15 protein-coding genes are annotated in these 20,235 nt (G+C 72.6%); 6 read left to right on the forward strand and 9 right to left on the reverse strand.

The window, feature by feature from the left end; genetic code table 11:
- Positions 1 to 69 precede the first annotated feature (69 nt).
- Positions 70 to 657 (reverse strand): Rv1733c family protein, encoded by a 588-nt coding sequence (locus ACZ69M_RS07000; RefSeq protein ID WP_470047330.1) that lies wholly within the window; start codon positions 655 to 657, stop codon positions 70 to 72.
- Between the two features lie 270 nt (positions 658 to 927).
- Here ACZ69M_RS07000 and ACZ69M_RS07005 point away from each other — a divergent pair, with 270 nt between their 5' ends.
- Together ACZ69M_RS07005 and ACZ69M_RS07010 are read left to right on the forward strand one after the other, a co-directional pair.
- Positions 928 to 2,013 carry a WD40/YVTN/BNR-like repeat-containing protein gene (locus ACZ69M_RS07005; RefSeq protein ID WP_470047332.1) on the forward strand — a complete coding sequence of 362 codons (1,086 nt, stop codon included), beginning with the start codon at positions 928 to 930 and terminating at the stop codon, positions 2,011 to 2,013.
- Between the two features lie 161 nt (positions 2,014 to 2,174).
- Positions 2,175 to 4,664 carry a SpoIIE family protein phosphatase gene (locus ACZ69M_RS07010; protein WP_470047334.1) on the forward strand — a complete coding sequence of 830 codons (2,490 nt, stop codon included), beginning with the start codon at positions 2,175 to 2,177 and terminating at the stop codon, positions 4,662 to 4,664.
- Here the strand turns inward: ACZ69M_RS07010 and ACZ69M_RS07015 are convergent.
- Complete coding sequence (locus ACZ69M_RS07015) at positions 4,618 to 6,657, reverse strand: BTAD domain-containing putative transcriptional regulator (RefSeq protein ID WP_470047560.1); 2,040 nt, start codon at positions 6,655 to 6,657, stop codon at positions 4,618 to 4,620. The two genes, ACZ69M_RS07010 and ACZ69M_RS07015, sit on opposite strands and share 47 nt — an antisense overlap.
- Positions 6,658 to 6,786: 129 nt before the next feature.
- Between ACZ69M_RS07015 and ACZ69M_RS07020 the strand changes: the two genes are divergently transcribed.
- Positions 6,787 to 7,674 (forward strand): alpha/beta fold hydrolase, encoded by an 888-nt coding sequence (locus ACZ69M_RS07020; RefSeq protein WP_470047335.1) that lies wholly within the window; start codon positions 6,787 to 6,789, stop codon positions 7,672 to 7,674.
- Positions 7,675 to 7,765: 91 nt separating this feature from the next.
- Entirely contained in the window at positions 7,766 to 9,643 is a 1,878-nt protein-coding gene (gene nhaA, locus ACZ69M_RS07025) for a Na+/H+ antiporter NhaA (protein WP_470047561.1), read from the forward strand.
- Positions 9,644 to 9,849: 206 nt separating this feature from the next.
- On the opposite strand, the gene ACZ69M_RS07030 is transcribed toward nhaA, so the two are convergent.
- The 3 genes from ACZ69M_RS07030 to ACZ69M_RS07040 all read right to left on the reverse strand — a co-directional run bounded on the left by ACZ69M_RS07030 (position 9,850) and on the right by ACZ69M_RS07040 (position 12,226).
- Positions 9,850 to 10,755, reverse strand: a complete 906-nt coding sequence (locus ACZ69M_RS07030; RefSeq protein ID WP_470047336.1) for an NAD(+)/NADH kinase — start codon at positions 10,753 to 10,755, stop codon at positions 9,850 to 9,852.
- A gap of 190 nt (positions 10,756 to 10,945) precedes the next feature.
- Positions 10,946 to 11,242: a zinc-ribbon domain-containing protein gene (locus tag ACZ69M_RS07035; RefSeq protein WP_352050851.1), complete on the reverse strand. Its 297-nt coding sequence runs from the start codon at positions 11,240 to 11,242 to the stop codon at positions 10,946 to 10,948.
- Positions 11,243 to 11,548: 306 nt separating this feature from the next.
- Positions 11,549 to 12,226 (reverse strand): uracil-DNA glycosylase, encoded by a 678-nt coding sequence (locus ACZ69M_RS07040; RefSeq protein ID WP_054228853.1) that lies wholly within the window; start codon positions 12,224 to 12,226, stop codon positions 11,549 to 11,551.
- A 201-nt stretch (positions 12,227 to 12,427) separates the two neighbouring features.
- On the opposite strand from ACZ69M_RS07040, the gene ACZ69M_RS07045 reads away from it, so the two are divergent.
- Both ACZ69M_RS07045 and ACZ69M_RS07050 read left to right on the forward strand, forming a co-directional pair.
- A complete protein-coding gene (locus ACZ69M_RS07045; protein WP_470047338.1) occupies positions 12,428 to 13,474 on the forward strand; it encodes an N-acetylglucosamine kinase in 1,047 nt (348 codons plus the stop codon).
- 167 nt (positions 13,475 to 13,641) lie between these two features.
- A complete protein-coding gene (locus ACZ69M_RS07050) occupies positions 13,642 to 14,565 on the forward strand; it encodes a sirohydrochlorin chelatase (RefSeq protein ID WP_470047339.1) in 924 nt (307 codons plus the stop codon).
- Positions 14,566 to 14,677: 112 nt separating this feature from the next.
- On the opposite strand, the gene ACZ69M_RS07055 is transcribed toward ACZ69M_RS07050, so the two are convergent.
- From ACZ69M_RS07055 to ACZ69M_RS07070, 4 genes are all read right to left on the reverse strand, one after another.
- On the reverse strand, positions 14,678 to 15,724 hold the full coding sequence (locus ACZ69M_RS07055; RefSeq protein ID WP_470047341.1) for a lactonase family protein: 1,047 nt from the start codon (positions 15,722 to 15,724) through the stop codon (positions 14,678 to 14,680).
- 62 nt (positions 15,725 to 15,786) lie between these two features.
- Positions 15,787 to 17,178: a nitric oxide synthase oxygenase gene (locus tag ACZ69M_RS07060; RefSeq protein ID WP_470047343.1), complete on the reverse strand. Its 1,392-nt coding sequence runs from the start codon at positions 17,176 to 17,178 to the stop codon at positions 15,787 to 15,789.
- 146 nt (positions 17,179 to 17,324) lie between these two features.
- Positions 17,325 to 18,821: an FUSC family protein gene (locus ACZ69M_RS07065; RefSeq protein WP_470047345.1), complete on the reverse strand. Its 1,497-nt coding sequence runs from the start codon at positions 18,819 to 18,821 to the stop codon at positions 17,325 to 17,327.
- Between the two features lie 185 nt (positions 18,822 to 19,006).
- Positions 19,007 to 20,158: a baeRF10 domain-containing protein gene (locus tag ACZ69M_RS07070; RefSeq protein ID WP_470047347.1), complete on the reverse strand. Its 1,152-nt coding sequence runs from the start codon at positions 20,156 to 20,158 to the stop codon at positions 19,007 to 19,009.
- Between the last annotated feature and the right edge of the window lie 77 nt (positions 20,159 to 20,235).

Consider the following 20,235-nt stretch of genomic DNA (forward strand, 5'->3'; position numbering starts at 1 on the left):
TCCCACGCCTCGGCCCCGTAGTCCTCCCCCCTCTCCACACCCCCGCTCCGCACCCAGACCTCGCTCGCCTCAGCCCGTCTTCCGCCCCCACAGGGGGCCGACCCGTTGCCAGTCCTCGTCCCACTGCGCCATGCGCCGCCGTTCCATTCGTCCGCGTACCAGCCGTCCGCCGATGAACGGCACGCCCGCGACGCTCACCCCTACCAGAACGCCCACCAGCGCGGCACGCAGTTGGGCCTGGGAGGGCGTGGGGGGCTTGGTGACGAGGCGGCCGTGGGCGTCCGTCCATACCGTCACCGGGGTGCCCGCGGTGCTGCCGACGGACACCCGGGCCTGGCCTGCGTGCGGCGAGCCGTCCGACGCGGTCCAGTGGACCTTCGCCCAGACCATGTCGGCGTCGTTCGCCGACGCGGTCGACTTCGGTACGTCGTCGTTGAGCAACGCCAGAACGGAGTGCCACTCGGCCCGCTGCCTGGCGAGGCCGTTCTCCACGGACTGCGTCGCCAGCAGACCGGTGAGCACCCCGCCGAGCGCGGTGAGCGCCCAGACGACGAGCACGATCCAGGCCTCCAGCGCGTCACTGCGACGCCGCAGCGGATTGCGCCGCCATCGCCACAGCCACACCTTCGGAGCCTTCGGACCACGGAATGCCGCCATCGATGGCGTCCTCCTCACGACCGCACGGACATGCCACATCGCCCTCCCATACGGGATCGGTCCCTCCGATGCTCACAACGAGTCCCGCGACCCGGGCGTTCCAGAATTCCGGCCATCCCCCGCCCGTAGGCGCGTCGGCCGGGACGAGACGTCGCCGATGACCGACGCCACTCGGCTGACCTGCGGAAATTCGGCGCACAGGGGAGACTGTCAGCGCCGGGGTGCAGACTGGCCGATGTCTGAGACGACGTCGTCGCGGAGGTGATCGACATGGCCGAAGTACTGCTCACCGTCGGTACACGCAAAGGGCTGTTCATCGGACGGCGGCGCGGCGGCGCCTGGGAGTTCGACGACAGTCCGTACTTCAACGCGCAGGCCGTGTACTCGGTCGCGATCGACACCCGCGGCGAGACACCACGGCTGCTGGCCGGAGGGGACAGCGCGCACTGGGGTCCGTCCGTCTTCCACTCCGACGACCTGGGGCGGACCTGGACCGAACCGGCGCAGCCGGCCGTCAAGTTCCCCAAGGACACCGGGGCTTCGCTGGAGCGGGTGTGGCAGTTGCACCCGGCGGCGGCCGAGCCGGACGTGGTGTACGCGGGCACGGAGCCGGCCGCGCTGTACCGCTCCGAGGACAGAGGCGAGTCCTTCGAGTTGGTCCGGGCCCTGTGGGAGCACCCCACCCGGTCGCAGTGGGTGCCGGGCGGCGGTGGCGAGGGGCTGCACACCGTCCTGACCGACCAGCGCGACCCGGAGGCCGTCACGGTCGCCGTCTCCACGGCGGGGGTGTTCCGTACGCACGACGGCGGGGCGAGCTGGGAGCCGTCCAACTCCGGTGTCTCCGCGGTGTTCCTGCCGGATCCGAACCCGGAGTTCGGTCAGTGCGTGCACAAGATCGCACAGGACGCGTCGACCCCGGACCGGCTCTACCTCCAGAACCACTGGGGTGTGTACCGCAGCGACGACGCGGGCGGCGAGTGGACCGACATCGGCGCGGACCTGCCGTCCACCTTCGGGTTCGCGGTGGCCGCGCATCCGCACCGCGGCGACACGGCGTACGTCTTCCCGATCAACGCGGACGCGGACCGCGTCCCGGCCGACCGGCGCTGTCGTGTCTTCCGCACGCAGGACGCCGGCAGGACCTGGGATCCGCTGACCGCGGGGCTGCCCACGGAGGACCACTACGGCACGGTGCTGCGCGACGCGCTCTGCACGGACGGCACGGACCCGGCGGGTGTGTACTTCGGCAATCGCAACGGCGAGGTGTACGCGTCGGCGGACGACGGGGACAGCTGGCGGCAACTGGCCTCGCATCTGCCGGACGTGCTGTGCGTACGCGCCGCGGTCGTCGGCTGAGGCCCGGGAGCCGCTCCTGGGACGACATCCGGCGTCGGTCACCCGCCGTGGTGGTGCCGACCCGACCGGTAGCGAATTCACCGCGTCGAACGGTCTCTTACGCCGCTGGCGCGCCACTGCAGGAGGCGCGAGCATGGAGGTATGGGGATGGCGGTGAAGACGTGACACCTGCGATTCCGGAATCGGGCGAAGGTCCCGGCACAGAGCCCTATATCGGTGCGGAAGAAGCGGCCTCGGACGCGGCGGCGATCGTCACCCTGTCCGGCGTGGTGATCGGCTGGACCAGAAGCGCGGAAGAACTCGTCGGCCGTGCGGCCCGCGACGTCGTCGCAGGCTCCGTCGGCCGGCTGCTGGCCGTGCCCGTGGACCCCTGGCGCGTAGCGGCGATCATGGAGCGCTGCCGTGCGGGCCAGGCCTGGAGCGGTGTGGTCACGCTGTCGCATCTCGACGGCCGTCGTGTCGAAGTGAATCTGCGGGTCTCCGCGTCGTTCCAGGTCGGCGACGACGAGTGTTTTCTCCTCTCGGCACGGGAGCGCATGACGCGCTGGGCCATGGGCCAGTCCGTGCTGGACGGGTTCCTGACCCGTTCCCCCGTGGGAATGGCCATCGTGGACATGGACCTGCGCTGCACCTGGGTCAACAACACCATGGAGAGCATCGGCGGCATACCGCGTGAGCAGCGTCTGGGCCGGCGCCTGACCGACCTCTTCCCGGGCCTCCAGGCGGAGACCATCGAGGACGTGATGCGCAAGGTACTGCGGACCGGCGAGCCGGTCAGCGACTTCGAGTACCTGGGCTGGAGCTGGGCCGACCCGCATCGGCAGCACGCCTACTCCACGTCGTTCTTCCCCCTGGTGGACGTCGAGGGCGCCGTCACGGACATCTGCTACATGGTGCTCGACGTCACCGACCGGTGGAACGCCCGCCAGCTGATCTCCATGGTCAATGAAGCCGGCGCCTGTGTGGGCAGCACCCTGGACGTCATGGAGACGGCCCAGGAGCTGGCCGACTTCGCCGTGCGCCGGTTCGCCGACTTCGCCATCGTGGACCTGCTGGAGCCGGTCTTCAGCACCGAGGGCACCGAGCGGCGCGGAACCTGGCTGTCCGACGCGGGTCCGGCGGTGACGGGGCCGGTGATGCGGCGGGCGGGCATGAGTTCCGTCCGGGAGGGGTGTCCGGAAGCGGTCGCCCAGGTCGGCGATCCGGTGGACTTCGTCCCTCCCCCGCACGATCTCGACCTCCTCGTGAACGGCGAGCCCGTGCTCATACCGGTGCTGAACCCCGACAACCCTCAATGGGTCGTCGAACAGCCGTCCAGGACCTCGAGCATGCGCGAGTTCGGACTTCACTCACTCATCTGCGTGCCGATGCGGGCCCGGGACACCATCCTCGGCCTCACCACCTTCATCCGCTCGCAGAACCCGGCCCCCTTCACCTCGGACGACGTACTGCTCGCCCGGGAACTGGTCGCACGGGCGGCCGTCTGCGTCGACAACGCCCGCCGCTACACACGGGAGCACCACGCCACACTGACGCTCCAGCGCAGCCTGCTGCCCCACACGCTGGAGGGCGGCATGGCCGTGGACGTCGCCTCCATGTATCTGCCCGCGGACGCCAAGGACGGTGTGGGCGGGGACTGGTTCGATGTCATCCCGTTGTCCGGAGCCCGAGTCGGCCTCGTCGTGGGCGATGTGGTCGGCCACGGTCTGAGTGCGGCGGCCACCATGGGCCGGCTGCGTACCGCGGTGCAGACGCTCGCCGACATGGATCTGCCGCCCGACGAGCTCCTGGCCCACCTCGACGACCTGGTGCTCCGCCTCAGCGAGGAGGAGTCCCATGACGCGTCGGCCGACCTGATCCGGACCACGGTGATGGGTGCCACCTGCCTGTACGCCATCTACGACCCGGTCACACGGAACTGCACGCTCGCCCGGGCCGGCCATCCGCCGCCCATCCTCGTGACTCCGGAGGGCCGGGTCAGCTTCCCTGAACTGCCGGCCGGTCCGCCGCTGGGGCTGGGTGGACTCCCGTTCGAGGCAGTCGACATCGAACTCGCCGAGAACAGCCTGATCGGCCTCTACACCGACGGTCTCATCGAAGGCGGCGAGCGGGACGTCGACGTCGGAATGGCCCACCTCGGGGACGCCCTGTGCCCTTGCGATCTCCCGCTCGAGTCGCTCTGCGCCAACGTGCGGGACCTGACGTCCGCGCCGCAGTCCGACGACGTCGCGTTCCTCGTGGCGCGCACGCACGCGCTCAGCGCCGACCACGTCGCCTCGTGGGACGTGGCCTCCGATCCCGCCGCCGTGGCCGGGGCCCGCGCCCTCGCCACCCGCCAACTCCGTGCATGGGGACTGGAAGAGCTGGCCATGGAGACCGAACTCGTCGTCAGCGAGCTGGTCACCAACGCGGTGCGCTACGCACCGGGCTCCGTGCGACTGCGGCTGCTGCGCGCATCCCGTCTGATCTGCGAGGTCACCGACACCAGCAACAGCTCCCCGCGGCTGCGGCACGCCCGGACCACCGACGAGGGGGGACGCGGCCTCTTCCTCGTCGCCCAGCTCGCGCACCGCTGGGGCACCCGGTACACACACGAGGGAAAGATCATCTGGGCGGAGCTGGACTCGCCGGTGCCCGCAGCGCGGTGGTGATGTCGGCGAGGTGGTCCGCGACGGGGCCGAGAGTGATCAGGCCGCTGCCCGCGCCGGCGAGTTCCCCGGCAGCAGGCAGCAGGCGGGTGCGGGCCCGCTCCAGCACGTCCCGGTCACCGACCTCCCGCGCGACCACGGCCTCCAGGCAGCAGCACGCCTCGTACATCAGGTCGCGCGGCGGCTCCGGGAGCGCGCGCAGTGCCGCCCGTGCCTCGGCCCGGCGTCCGGACGCCAGCAAGGCGAAGGGCGTGGCCCAAGGGCGGTACGGGCCCCAGTCCGCCCCCAGGTCGATCTCGACCGGCCCTGGACCGGTACTCCCCGAACCGGTACCCCCTGGACCGGCGTCGGACCACGTCCTCCCGTGCTGCACCCGCAGGCACAGCAGGGCGAACGGGAGAAGCCCACGTTCCAGGCCCGGCATCCCGGCGCCGTCCAGCCGTGCGGCGGCATCCCGGTAGGCGGTCTCGGCCCCCGCCGGTTGCCCGGACGCGGCCAGCCGCAACGCCCGGTACCACTGGGTGAAGACGCCCGCGAGCGGCAGCTCGTGGCGCTCGGCCAGCCGGTCCACGGCAGCGGCATGGCGGTCGGCCGCGGCGAAGTCGGCCAGCGCGCCGCGTGCCTGGAGCCGGATGAGGTGACCGAGTACCTCATAGGTCACCAGGTCGTGCCGGGCGGCCAGTTCGACCAGCTCCGCGCCGATCTCGTCACGCCGTGGGGCCAGGCCCGCGCGGGTGAAGGACTGCATGAACGCGCCGTTCAACGCGAACGCCAGCAGCGCGGGATCGTCGAGACGACGGGCGATCTCCTCCGCCTCGCGGGCGGCCTGGGGGCCGCGTGGTGCTCGGCTGCCGCGCGTCTCCAGGGCGATCGTGGCCAGCAGGCGGCACCGCGCGGCCTCGTGCGCGTCGCCCGCCGAAGCGGTGAGGGCGCGCTCGGCGGCCTCGACGATCCGTCGGGCCAGCTCCGGATCGTCGCTGCGGGTCCAGATCGCGGGGACGTCGTAGGCGCCGATCACCCGGGCGGTCAGGTCCGGGTCGCCGAACTCCTCCGCCGCCGCGACGGCCTCCATACGGTGCTGCCTGGCGGCCGCGAGCCCACCGCCTCCGGTGACCGCGAGGTTGCGGATCAGGCTCACCGTCGTCTCCAACCGGGCCCGGGCACCGGCGGCGACCGTACGGTCGTAGGCCGCCGCCGTCCGTGTCCACAGGCGGGCCGCGGTCGCCGTCGGCCCGGCCGGAGGATCGAGCCCGGGATCCTGGGCGAGGATGTCCGCCTCCAGGTGGCGCAGCCGGGGCCCGGGGTCCACCCCGAGCTGGTCGGCCAGGACCGCCCGGGCTCTGCGCAGCACGCCCAGCGCATCCCCTTGACGGTCCTGCCGGTACAGCGCCAGCGCGAGCAGCCGCCAGGCGTCCTCGCGCCAGGGGTGAGCGGCGAGGTGTACGTCCAGGTCGGGCACCGCCTCGGCGGCCAGGCCGAGGTCCAGCTGTGTCCGGGCCCGCTGCTCCACCGCCTGGAGCCGCAGCTCGGCGAGGCGGGAGCGCTCGCCCCGGGCCCAGTCCTCCTCCTCGAACTCGGCGTAGGCGGGCCCGCGCCACAGTGCCAGCGCCTCCTCCAGTCGCGGCAGCGCCTGCGTGGCCGGCAGCCGCGCGGCGGAGCCGACGGCCGTCTCGAAGCACCAGGCGTCCACGGCGTCCGGCTCCGGACGCAGCGCGTACCCGGGGCCGTCCGTGACCAGCAGCCGGGCGGGGGCCCGGGACGGACGGTCCGGCTCCAGGACGCGTCGCAGCGCGGCGACGAAGGTCTGTACGGCGCCCACGGCGCCGGGCGGGGGATCCGTCCACAGGTCGCCGACCAGGTGGGTGACAGGGACGACCCTGCGGCGGGCCACGACCAGCCGCGCCAGCACGGCCCGGTGCCTGGGCCCCTTCAGCCCGAGCGCGCGGCCGTCGCTCTCGGCCACGGTCGGTCCGAGCACGCCGAACGCGACCCGCACCCTTCTCGCCTCTCCCGACACCCTCGCCACGGTACTGCGCCGACGACGTGCTGATCACCTGCTGATTCGCGCCCGGCAGGCTCGTCGTGTCCGTCATCTTCCGCATCCGCCTTCCAGAAAGGGCGAACCATGGCACCGACCATCCCCGGCTTCGACTACCGGCGCGTCCCCGTCGCCGACCAGGTCGCGCTTCACGTCGCCGTCGCCGGATCCGGCAGCCCGATCGTGCTGCTGCACGGCTTCCCCCAGACCCACCTGATGTGGCGGCACGTGGCCGCCGACCTCGCGGCCGACCACACCGTCATCTGTCCCGACCTGCGGGGCTACGGTGCCAGCGACAAGCCCGTCGACACCGGCGCCGACGGCAACGCGTACGCCAAGCGCACCATGGCCGCCGACGTCGTCTCGCTCGCCCGCGCCCTGGGCCACGAGCGTTTCGCGCTGGCGGGACACGACCGGGGCGCGCTGGTCGCCATCCGCGCAGGCCTGGACCACCCCGAGGCGATCACCCATCTCGTCTCGCTCGACGTGCTGCCCACGCTGGACACGTGGGACGTGATGCACGGCACCGGCGCGGCCGTCGGCTTCCACCTCTACCTGATGGCCCAGCCACCGGGTCTGCCCGAGCGGATGATCCACGCCGCCGCGGACGTCTTCTTCGGTCATTTCCTCGACATCTGGACGCGGGACCCGAGGGCGATCCCGGACGAGATCCGCGCCGCCTACCTGGCGGCTTCCCGCGCGGCCGTCCCCTCCATCGTCGCCGACTACCGCGCCTCGGCCGGTATCGACGTCGAGCACGACCGGGCCGACCGTGCTGCCGGGAACCAGCTGCGGATGCCCGTGGCCGTTCTCCAGCAGGACTGGGGCGCGGCCCTCGGCTTCGACGCCGCCGCGCGGTGGCGCGCCTGGGCGCCCGATCTGCGGCACACGACCGTCTCCTGCGGTCACTTCATGGCCGAGGAGGCCCCCGCCGACGTCGTCAAGGCCATCAGGGACCTCGTCGCCGACCACTGAGCGGATCTCCTCCCCGACGCCGCTTCGTCGCGTGCCGGACCACGCGCGGGGCGAGAATCAGGGGGTGACTGTGCCAGCTGAGACCTCGCCCATGTCGGGCCAGACCGTGTGCGGCAAGGGCGGGCGCGGTCCGCTGCGCTCCTTCCTGCAGACCGAGACCGGCAGCGCCGCGGTTCTGCTGGCCGCCACGCTCGCGGCCCTCGCCTGGGCCAACCTGGGGCCGGGCACGTACGAGGCCTTCTGGAGCACCGAGCTGTCGGTCCGCCTCGGGGCGGGCGGAGTATCCCTGGACCTGCGGGAGTGGGTGAACAGCGGGCTGATGACGCTGTTCTTCTTCGTCGTGGGACTCGAGGCGCGCCGGGAGTTCGACCTGGGCGAGTTGCGGGAGCGCAGAAGGGTCACGCTGCCGCTGCTCGCCGGGCTCAGCGGCATGGTCGTGCCGATCGCGATCTACCTCGCTCTCAACGCGGGCCACGACTCCCTGCACGGCTGGGGCGCCGCCATGTCGACGGACACGGCCTTCGCCCTGGGCATGCTCGCCCTCTTCGGGGCACGGCTGCCCAACAGCCTTCGGGTCTTCATCCTCACCGTCTCCGTCGTGGACGACTTCCTGGCGCTGGCCGTGATCGCCGTCGCCTACAGCGGCGCCCTGGCCCTGCCCGCGCTGCTGACGGCGCTCGGCCTCTTCGCGGCCGTCGTGCTGGTGCGGCGCACCCTCGCGATGCGGATCCCCGCCCTGTACGCGGTGCTGGGCGCGGCGGTGTGGGTCGCGCTGCTCAAGTCGGGGGTGGACCCGGTCGTGACCGGGCTCGCGATGGGCCTGCTCACCTACGCCTACCCCGCCGAGCGCGTCGACCTGGAACGAGCCAGCCATCTTTTCCGGCGGTTCCGCGAGCAGCCGACGCCGGAACTGGAGCGCTCCGTACGGCGCGGGATCGCCTCGACGCTCTCGCCCAACGACCGGCTCACGCGGATGTTCCACCCCTGGACGAGCTATGTGATCGTGCCGCTGTTCGCCCTCGCCAACGCCGGCATCACCATCAGCACCGACCAGTTGGCCCATGCCTTCACCTCACCGATCGCCCTCGGCATCCTCCTCGGCTACGTGCTCGGCAAGCCGCTCGGCATCATCGGCGCCACCTGGCTCACGACGCGCGCCAGCCGCGGGCGGCTGCACCCGCCGGTCGGCTGGGGCGCCATCACCGCGGGCGGCACCCTGGCGGGAGTGGGGTTCACCGTGTCCCTGCTCATCGCGACGCTCGCCTTCGACGGGGCCCGGCTGGCGGAGGCGAAGGTCGGCATCCTCGCCGCCGTGGTGGGCGCGTTCCTCCTCACCTGGCTGGTCACCTCGGTGATCGATGCCCTTCCCAAGCGTTCCCGTATCCGGGCCCTCCTAGGTACGGGCACCACCATCGTCGACCTCAGCGACCCCGTGGACGTGGACCGCGACCACGTACGCGGCCCGCTGGAGGCGCCCGTGACACTCGTCGAGTACGGGGACTTCGAGTGCACGTACTGCGGCCTGGCCGAGCCCGTGGTCCGCGCGCTGCTCGCCGACTTCGGCGACGTGCGCTACGTGTGGCGGCATCTGCCGCTGACCGACGTCCATCCGAACGCCCAGTTCGCCGCGGAGGCCGCCGAGGCCGCGGCCCACCAGGACGGGTACTGGGAGATGCACGATCTGCTGATGCAGCACCAGGGCGATCTGCGGCCGAAGGACCTGCTCCGCTACGCCGAGGAGATCGGCCTCGACACCGAACGCTTCCGCAAGGATCTCCGCGAGGGCACGGGGACGGCCAGGGTCGCGGCGGACGTGGAGTCCGCCGACCTCAGCGGTGTCTCGGGCACCCCGACGTTCTTCGTCAACGGCCGCCGCCACTACGGCGCCTACGACATCGCCTCGCTGTCGGCGGCGGTGCGCGCCGCGCGGCAACGGGCGGCGCTTCAAGGGGTCGGCCGGCAGGACTGAGCCCCGGTCAGGGCGAGGCCGTACGCCTCGGGGCGTCTCGCGGACACCCTCGAACAGGTCGCTCTCCCGTGTGCCGCCGGTCCACGGCGGGTGTGCCCGTACGTACTCCTCGACCCGGCCCTCGTCCCCGGGCAGACCGAAGAGCTTCGGCCGCCTCCCCCGGGTCGGCCGCCGTGCCGCTCGCGGCGCGTTCCTGGGCCCGCTCTTCAGGGCCCCGTCGAGGGGTCTGCGGGGTCCTGGGAGGTTCGCGCGCCCGCTTCGATACTTCCTCTGATGCCGAGTTTTCTGCGTGCTCGCTGGTAGAACGTCGTACCGCCCAGGCGTACGACCTGAGCCGCCGCGGGGCATGCCGACACGGTGACACGGTCGCCCGCGTCGAGGTAGCCGAGCACCTCGCCGTCGACCTCGACCGCCAGTCGCCCGGTCGTGGGGAGCAGCTCGAGGGTGACGTCCTCGTCCGCGGGCAGGGCGAGCGCCCGGTCGAACGACGAGTGCGCGCTGGCGGGGACGACCAGGATGGCTTCCACCCGGGGCGAGAGGATCGGGCCGCCCGCGGCGAAGCTGTACGCCGTGGATCCGGTCGAGGTGGAGACCACGACGGCGTCGGCGGCGTAGCGGATGAACTCCTCGCCCTGGAGCCGGATCGCGATGGCGGCCATGCCGCTGCCGGGTACCCGTACGAGGGCGATGTCGTTGAACGCACGGACCTCGCGCCCGTCCGGGAGGCGCGTTCGTACGGCCATCCGGGCCTCGGTGGTGAACTGGCCGCTGTCGATACGGTCAAGCGCCGACTGGAGCTCGTCGACATCGATCTCCGCGAGGAAGCCCAGCCGGCCCAGGTTGACGCCGAGCACCGGAGTTGCGCTTCCGGACAACAGCCTCATGGAACGGAGCATGGTCCCGTCCCCGCCGAGACTGACGATCAGGTCGGCCCGGGCGACGAGGTCCACATCCGGTACGGCCACGGCGCTGCAGTCGATACGGCCCACCTCGTCCGGCAGCCCCAGCACCTCGGCCTCGTTCTTGCGGGCCCACTGCACGACCGACTCGATGACCGGTCCCGGATTGCGCCGGGGATGCAGGATCAGGCCGATCGATCCGATCAGACCCATGAGAGGGTTCCCTTCCGTCGAGAAGCCATGTCCAAGTAGTCCATCATTGCCCGATGAGGGACATTTCCGACCGATGCGGCACGGAATGCAGCCTGGACGACTCACGCGGAAGGGGTCGGCGGCGGACCGGCGCCGTCCGCGGGGAGCACGGCGCCGTCGACGAACCGCCGCGCCGGCCCCCGGCTCAGGCTCAGGCCTGGTACGGCTGCTGGGGCTGCTGCGGCTGACCGTACTGCTGGGCGGCGTGCGCGCTCGCGGCCTGCGCCTGCAGCTGCTCCGCCTGCTCCTTGGTCGCCTTCTGCTCCACGCCGCAGAAGGTGCACTGCGTCGCGTACTTCGACGAGATCGGGAACAGCGGCACGAAGAAGAGCGTGAACTTCGTGACACGCTTGCGGAGCGTGTGCGCCGAGGGATTGCCGCAGCTGCCACACACCAGCGTCAGTATCGCGAGCTGGTACAGGTATCCCCTGGTGCCAAAAATGATCATACTGTTGGTCCCTCCCGGGTCGGTGCGGACGAGCTGCGGAACGCAGTCGCGGAGCACAGTCTCGTGCACGTCGACGCGTTCGACGATGGCGGGGTTGCACGACGCCGCCCGAAAACGTGGACCGCCTCGGCCGTCGGCCCGGTCAGGTCCTCGCGCGAAGCAGTCGGCCAGGCACGCCAGTTGGCCCAGCGGCTGCCCCGACGGCGAGGCGCTCGCCCACCCCGCGGACGGTGTTCGTGGCCGCGGGGTGGATCGTCGACGTGAGCCCCGGAACCCGCGCGGGTGGCACGAGATCCGGTGACCGCTCTACGGCAGGCGCCAGTCCACCGGCTGGACGCCCTGCCTCTCCAACAGCTCGTTGGCCCGGCTGAACGGACGCGAGCCGAAGAAGCCGCGATCGGCCGACATCGGTGAGGGGTGTGCGGACTCGATCGCCGGGAGATCCCCGAGCAGCGGCCGCAGATTGCGGGCGTCACGCCCCCACAGGATCGACACCAGCGGCTTCTCCCGCGCGACCAGCGCCCGGATCGCCTGCTCCGTGACCTCTTCCCAGCCCTTGCCCCGGTGCGCCGCGGGCTTGCGGGGCGCCGTCGTCAGCGCCCTGTTGAGCAGCAGCACCCCTTGCTCGGTCCAGGGCGTCAGATCGCCGTTGGAGGGCCGCGGCAGCCCCAGGTCCGTGTGCAGTTCCCGGAAGATGTTCTCCAGGCTGCCCGGCAGTGAACGCACCTCGGGCGACACGGCGAAACTCAGCCCGATGGCCATCCCCGGCGTGGGGTAGGGATCCTGGCCGACGATCAGCACGCGGACGTCGTCGAAAGGCTGCTGGAAGGCCCGTAGGACATTCGCCCCGGCCGGGAGATAGGTCCGGCCCGCCGCTATCTCGGCACGGAGGAAGTCCCCCATGGCGGCGATTCGTTCGGCCGCAGGTTCCAGAGCCTTCGCCCAGCCTGCTTCGATGAGTTCATGCAAGGGTCGTGGTGCCACGACGTGCCACTCTACTGGCACACGCCGTGACGCATTCCTACGGATTCACCTGACGCGTTCCTGCGGATTCATACGGACGAGCGCCGCGCGCGGAGGCGCCTCTCGGCGCTAGCCTTCCTCCGTGCCGAGATCGTCGAGCCGGTCCAGCCGATCACCCAACCGATCGACCGGCGGCCGGTCGGCAGAAAGGAGGGGAGCCTGTTGCGTCCCTCCCACGCCTCGGCCGGTGTGCTGGCGGTGGACTCGGGTGGCTCGGGGCTGCGGGCGGCGCTGGCCGTGCGCGGGCATGTCGTGGGCGTTCCACTGACCTCCAAGGAGCCGGTCCGCACCGGCCCGCGCGGCATCGACGCCGGACATCTGCTGGAGCAACTGCTCCCGATGGCCCGGGAGTTGATGGCCGCCACCGGGACGGAGGAACTGGGGGCCGTCGCCGTCGGCGCGGCAGGTCTCGCCACCCTCGGCGACGCGCTGCGCGCCGAGCTGCCCGCCGCGCTGGAGCGTGAACTCGGGGTGCGGCGGCTCGCGTTGGCCGCCGACGCGGTGACCGCGTACGTGGGCGCGCTCGGGCCCCGGCCGGGCGCGGTGATCGCCGCGGGTACCGGCATGATCGCGGTCGGCACCGATCTGGGCAGCTGGCGCAGGGCGGACGGCTGGGGCCATCTGCTCGGCGACTGCGGCGGTGGGGCGTGGATCGGCCGCGCCGGGCTCGAGGCGGCCCTGCGGGCCTTCGACGGGCGCCCGGGCGGGTCGGGGCAGTTGCTGGCGCGGGCCGAGGAGATGTTCGGGCCGATGGCCGGGCTGCCGGGCAAGCTGTATCCACGCACCGACCGGCCCGCCGTACTCGCCTCCTTCGCGCCCGAGGTGGGCGCGTGCGCCGCGTCCGCCGTCGGTGACCCCGTCGCGCGCGACGTACTGCGCGCCGCCGCCCGGCACCTGGCCGACTCCGCGGCCGCCGTCTGCCCGGACACCGGGGAGGACCGGGTCGCTCTCACCGGGGGGCTGTTCAAGATGGGCGACCCCCTCCTCGTACCGCTGCGCACGGAGTTGACGCAGCGGTTGCCGCACGCCCGGCAGGTGCCGGCCGCGGGCACCCCGCTGGACGGCGCCGTACGGATCGCCGTCGACCTGGCGGGCGACCGGCTCACGCTCCCCCGCGACGCACACATGCTCTATGTGATGACCGAAAAGGGCACGACCTCGCCGTCCGCCCCCCAAAAGGGGGATTCATCCCCCCTGTCGGACCAGTGAAGCCGACTCCCACCGTGGTCGCCACAGGAGCACCACAGCACCGGCGAGTCCAGCCACGCCGATCATTTCTGATCCACGCGTAACTCATCAGACAAAAGGGGACGGATACCGCTCACCTGCACCCTCCCCGAACAGGGGAGCCCAAGAAACCAGTAACATGCGTCGCCATGAGCTCCCCCACTGGGCCCGCGTCCGGCCTGCCAGTACGAATGCCGCGGCCTCGCCAGCCCGGGCGGCACCGCCGACCCGAGCCGCTGGCGGCTCCCGAGGGCGCGCCTGCGCTCGTCCTCGCGGTGCCGGGCACCTCCAGCGCGGCCACGCGCAGCCTCGCCGAGGAGGTCGTGAGCATCGCGCGCTCCGAGCTGCCCGGCCTCGACGCCCGGATCGGGTACCTCGACGGGGACGACGCCGAGTTCCCCACGCTGCAGTCCGTGCTCACGCGTGCCGCCGAGGAGCGCACCGCCCGCTATGAGCAGGCCCGTGCCGCCGGTGCGGACGTCACCGAGCCCGACGGCCCCGTCGCCGTCGTGGTGCCGCTGCTCGCCGGCCCGGACAACGCGTTGCTGCGCCGGGTCCGCCAGGCCGTCATGGAGAGCCGGATCGCGGCCGACCTGACCGACGTTCTCGGCCCCCACCCGCTGCTCGCGGAGGCGCTGCACGTGCGTCTGTCCGAGGCGGGTCTGGCGCGCGCCGACCGTGCCCGGCTGTTCACCGTGGCCACGGCCGCCGACGGCATCATCCTCGCCTCCGTGGGCGGCGAAGAGGCCGTACAGGCGGCCGGGATCACCGGCATGCTGCTCGCCGCGCGGCTCGCCGTGCCGGTGATGGCGGCGGCGCTGGACGAGGAGGGCGCGATCGCGGCCACCGCCGAGCAGCTGCGCGGCTCGGGTTCCCAGCAGCTCGCCCTGGCTCCGTACCTGATCGGACCGGAGATCGACGCCGGTCTGCTGGACGCGGCCGCCAAGGAGGCGGGCTGCTCCGCCGCCGAGGCGCTCGGCCCGTACCCGGCGATCGGCAAGCTCGCGCTGGCCAAGTACACGACGGCGCTGGGCATCGCCCCGCAGCAGACGCAGGGCGCGCCGGTCCGCTGACCGCCCAGGCACCACCCCTCGCACGTCGAAGGGCCCGCTCCTCTCACCGGAGCGGGCCCTTCTCTCGTACGTCGGCGGCTTGTACGTCGGCAGCGGGCCGCCGCCGGGCGGGTCAGCCGAAAACCACGCAGGACGCCGCCGGAACCTCCACCGAGCCGCCCCGTCGCGGCACCCCCGTGTCCGGGTCGACCGCGAACCAGGTCACGTCCCCCGAGCGCTCGTTGGCGGCGTACAGGAAGCGCCCCGAGGGGTCGAGGGCCAGCGCGCGCGGCCAGGTGCCGCCGCAGGGCACCGTGGCGACCAGCCGCAGCCCTTCGCCCACCGCGTCGGGCGTGAGCACGGAGACGACGTCCTGGCCGCGGGTGGCGGTCCACACGAAGCGCCCGTCGGGCGACACCACGATGCCCGAGGGGTACGCGTCACCGTCCGGAACCCCCGGGAGCACCGGCGTCTCCCCGACGGGACGCAGAGAGCCTTCCTGGGCGCTCCAGCGGCAGACGGTGACCGTGGGGGCGAGTTCGTTGAGCACGTACGCGTGTGCGCCGCGCGGGTGGAAGGCCAGGTGACGGGGCCCGGAGCCGGGGCGCAGCGCGATCTCGCGGTGCAGCGTGAGCCGGCCGCCGTCCAGCGCGCACACCCGCACGGAGTCCGTGCCGAGGTCGACGCTGACGGCCCAGCGCCCGCTCGGGTCGGGCTGGACCTGGTGGGCGTGCGGGCTCTGCTGGCGCCGGGTGTGCGGGCCGCGGCCCTTGTGCTGGAGCACGCTGGAGGCGGCGCCGACGAGTGCGCCGTCGTCGCGCACGGGCAGGGCGGTGACGCTGCCGGAGCCGTAGTTGGCGGTCAGGACGTGTCCGTCGAACACGCTGAGGTGCGTGGGGCCGCTGCCTCCGACGGAGACCAACGGCCCGGCGGCCTTCGGCTCGTCGCCGTCCACCCGGTACGCGGCCACCGCGCCGTCGGCCGTCTCGCTGACCGCGTAGAGCATGTCGCGGGCCGGCGAGAGGGCGAGGTACGAGGGATCGGGTACGCCGTCCACCGCGCTCAGGAGGGTCAGCGCGCCGCTGCCGCGGTCCACGGCCGCGGTGAGGACGCCGGGGCCTCCCGCCGCCGTGAACGAGCCGATGAACGCCCGCTGTTCCCGCGTGCCGCCGTCTGCCACTGCCGTTCCCCTCTCGGTCCCGCACTGTCCGGGGCCGACGGTAGCAGTCGGCGACCAACGGTCTAGACCAAGGTCCCGCCCGCCTCCCCGAGCGCCCGTGCGCGCGCCTCCGGGTGGTGGACGTACGCGGGATGCCGTTCCACGGTCTCGTAGGTGCGATGGAAGACGGGGGTGGCGCTGCCGGAGATGGGCGGCACGATCCACGACCAGTCGGCGCCGACCCGGCGGCCCTTGCTCTCCTCGCGGCCGAGGTGGGTGAGGAAGCGCCGGGACTCGGTGTGGTGGTCGGTGACGGTGACGCCCGCGTGGTCGAAGGAGTGCAGGACGGAGCGGTTGAGTTCGACGAGCGCGCGGTCCTTCCACAGCGAGCGGTCGGTGCGGGTGTCGAGGCCGAGGCGGTCGGCGAGGTACGGCAGGAGGTTGTAGCGGTCGGTGTCGGCGAGGTTGCGGGCGCCTATCTCGGTGCCCATGTACCAGCCGTTGAACGGGGCCGCCGGGTAGCAGATGCCGCCGATCTCCAGGCACATGTTGGCGAGCGCGGGCACGGCGTGCCAGCGCAGTCCGAGCGAGCGCCACCAGGTGTACTCGGGGTGGGCGAGCTCCACTTCGAGCACCGCGTCCCGCGGCAGCGTGAACCAGCGGGGCTGGTCGTCGGGCCTGGGGGCGGCGCCCTGGATCACCAGCGGCAGGACGTCGAACGGGGTGCCGGGGCCGCCGGGCCAGCCGAGCCGCCGGGCCAGCGCGGTGAGGCCCGCGTTGCGCGGATCGCCGGTCACGCCACCGTCCGGGCGGGCGTATCCGGCGTACCGGATGAGCTGTTCGTTCCAGATCCGTGGCCCTGGGCGGCCCGGCCGGTCGGGCGCGAAGACGGTGATGAGCGCCCTGATCCTGCCCTCACCGGCGGCCTCCCGCAGATGGTCCGCCGACGCCTCGGCGACGTCCTCGGCCGTCCGCACGTCCCTGCGGTCACGGACGCAGAGGGAGCGCCAGTACAGGCGCCCGATGCAGCGGTTGGCGTTGCGCCAGGCGACGCGGGCGCCGAAGGTGAGTTCCTCGGTGGTGTGGCGGTAGGTGCCGGTCTCCGCGATCTCGGCCCACGCGGCGGCGATACGCCGGGCCGGGTCGCCGAGGCGCTCCTCGGTGTGGCGGAGGGTGAGGAACTCGGCGGCGGCGCGCAGGAGTGCGTACGGCGGGGAGTCGTCGTGCGACGTCGGGGCGTCGGAACGGCCCGGCACGGGTGTCAGGCGCCCGCCGAGACCCGGGACGGACGGCTGCGTCCGCCGGGCACCGCTGGCGTACGGCAGTGCGGCCGGGGGCGCCGCGCGGGCCCTGCGACCTGCCGGAACGCGGTCCAGCCAGCCGCCCGGCCCGTCGGCCCACGGCACCGGGTGCCGCGCGCTCCCGTCGTCGCCGAAGCGCTCTCCCTGTCCGGTTCCTCGCGGGAAGTCCCGCATGGTGCCACCCCCAAGCGGCTTGGCCCGCGCGCCGCTCCCCCACGGTCCGCGGGTTCCGTGCGTCCGATAGCCGCGGGGTTACCCCGCCCGGGCGGTGATCCACCCTCTACGTGGTCCGTGCACGTGCCTCGCGCGTGTCACGCGTGTCAGACGCGAACAGGGTTCGAAGCACGGGGGTGCAGGAGGGGCGCGGCGAGGTCGGCAAGTGCCCGCTCGAGTCCGTGCAGGTGTGCGAGTACCGGCTCTTCCAGAGGAGGTGTTCCGGCCTGGACCGTGATCCGCCGCGGCTGGGGTGAGGTGAGTGCCTCGACGGCCCTCTCGACGCGCTCGCACGCGACGGTGAGGCGGTCGTCGCAGGAGGCCACGGGGTCCGACGCGATGGCGGCGAGGCCCCGTACCTCCAGGGCGCAGGTGTTCAGCGCGGCGAGTACCTGGCGCGCCCTGCGGCCACGGGCGCGCAGGGGACTGAGGGGGTGCAGAAGGGGGGTGAGCGAGAGCCGCACCTTGTTCAGCACGGTCTCCAGCTCCGCGACGCGTGCCGCGGGGTCGGCGGTGGAGGAGCCGTTCAGACGGGCCGCGGCCTCGGTCGTGCAGGCGTGGACGCACTGGATCGCCCGTACGATCCAGGCGTCCGTCGTGGCGTGCGTGGTGATCGGCAGCACGAGCAGGACCGCCAGCGCGGCGCCGATCGCCCCGATGCCGGTCTCCGCCAGACGCAGCACGACCAGGTGCTGGTCCAGCACGCCGAACGTCCCGTACAGCAGCTCGGCCATCACCGTCACCGCGAGCATCATCCAGGTGTACGAGACCGCGGCACTGTAGAAGATGACGAACACACACACGGCGAGCAGGACCACGGTCGGTACGGGCGCACCGTGCAGGGGGACGACGACCGAGGCCCCGAGGGCGATGCCGATCACCGTTCCGAGGACCCGGCGATAGCCGCGGATCAGGGTCTCGCCGCGCGAGGTGGTGTTGACGAAGATCCACCAGGTGGCGCCGACGGCCCAGTACCAGCGCTCCTGGGACAGCAGGCTTCCGACGCCCAGGGCGAAGGCGGCGGCCACGACGGCCTGGACCGCCTGGCGGGTGGTCGGACGGGTGAGGCCCCGGCCGGCCGAGGGGGCGGGCGGGGCGGCGGGCGGCATCCGGCGCTCGTAGCACCACAGTCCGAACCGGACCGCCGAGGACGCGAGGAGGGCGAGCAGGACGGCGCCGTACAGCTCGGGCAGTCGCGCGGGCACGGTGTGCAGGAACTGCGCCATGAAGAAGGCCATGAACCCGAAGACGCCGAGGGCATGGCCGCGCGCGCCCCAGCGCCGGGCGTACACACCGGCGCCGACGACGGCGAGGAAGGCCGCGCCGCGCGCCGCCGGGTGGTCGTGCAGGGTGGCCGCGAGAGCCAGGACCGGAAGGCCCACCACGGGCAGCAGCACCGTCGTCGCCAGCTGTCCGCGCACCGTGGCGTCGGTGACCGTGAAGAGGGCGAGCAGCGCCGCGAGTCCTCCCGCGACCGCACCCGCGAGGGAGGAACCGGTGACGCCGCACAGGGCCACCGCCAGGCCGATGCCGAGGACGGCCCGGATGGCGCCGCGCAGCCGCAGCCGGCCCGGGTCCGGTGCCACGAACACCCTCTTCAGCACTGTTTCCCCGCCCCTTGAGCTCAGCCTGTACTTCAGGCATGCAAAAGGCGCCGCGGGGGTCCCGCAGCGCCATCGACCTGCCCATCACAGCATCATCGGGGCTGTTGGCTCAAGTGGACTCCGAAGGACTGGACCATTGGCACAGCCGCCGAGCGGAGAGGGGAGCCACGTGGATGCCATTGGCATCACTCCGTGTCGACCGGGTGCGCGGGGAGCTCGAAGCGCAGCAGGGCCCCGGTCAGGTGCGTGTGCAGGTCCGTCTCCATCTCGATGTGGCGGACCTCGCCGCCGTCCTCGATGACGGTCTTCACCAGTTCCTCGATGACGTCGGGGACCTCGCGCAGGGCGTCTGCGCACAGCGGGCACCGCTCCCCCGCGCGGGCCAGCAGCCCGTCGCGGTCGCAGACGACCCCCGGGACGACGGCCTCCGCGTCCACGGCCAGCGTTCGGATCGCGGCCAGCGAGCCCGCCCACAGGGTGTCGTCGAGCCCGACCGTCGCGTGGTGCTTGGTCGCGACGGACTCGAGGATCTCGCCGACCAGCCGCTCCTGCTCCTGGTACGCGCGGTCGGCCACCAGGAGGCGTACTTCGTCCCGGATGTCGGCGGCGGTCACGGTGTCGCGGCCGGCGGTGAAGCGGCCGACGACCCGGTCGTGCAGGTCACGGGGGAGGAACTCGATGAAGGCCGGTACCTGGTAGGGGTGCCCGCCGATGGCCAGCAGATCGAAGCCTCCCTCCTTGAACAGGCGCTTGAGCTCGCCGATGAGCCGCCGGTAGTGCCTTTTGCTCAGCTCGTCGGCCCTGTCGCGGACCCGGACCTCGTCGAGCCCCTCGGCGTGCTCGGGCTCCCGCAGCATCCGGTCGCGGATCGCCTCCAGCTCCCGGACCTCGTCCAGGTGGTACTCCCAGACCTGTGCGGCGACCTCGTCCACGACGACCGCGCAGGTGCGGTCGTACTCGTCGAGCACCGCCAGCATCGGACGGACATAGGGGTCCACGTCCACGACGACGCGTTCGCGGGTGGCGCGCGGCAGCCACACCTCCTCGTAGACGCCGTGGCCACTGCAGGAGAAGACGACGACGGTACCGGGCCGCTGGGGTTCCTCGCCGAGCCGCTGCTCGATCTTCGCGATGTCGTCGTGCAGCGAGAGCCGTACGTCGTGCTCCAGCGAGCGGTCGTCCGCGAGCGGCCTGATGCCCTCCAGCAGGCCGGCCAGCCGGGCTTGGTACGTACGACGGCCGGGCTGGTCCGGTTCCACCGGAAGATAGAGGGAGACGAACGGGAGCCCGTTCCCGCCGAGCCGCAGAATTCGGTCGACCTGCTCCTGCGTGATCATCGTCGCTCCTCACCGCTCCTCGAGCCCTGCGCCACCTCTCCAGGTAACGCGGTGGGCGACGCACCGGCAAACGCGGC

It is taken from the genome of Streptomyces sp. NPDC107454 (assembly GCF_055582885.1).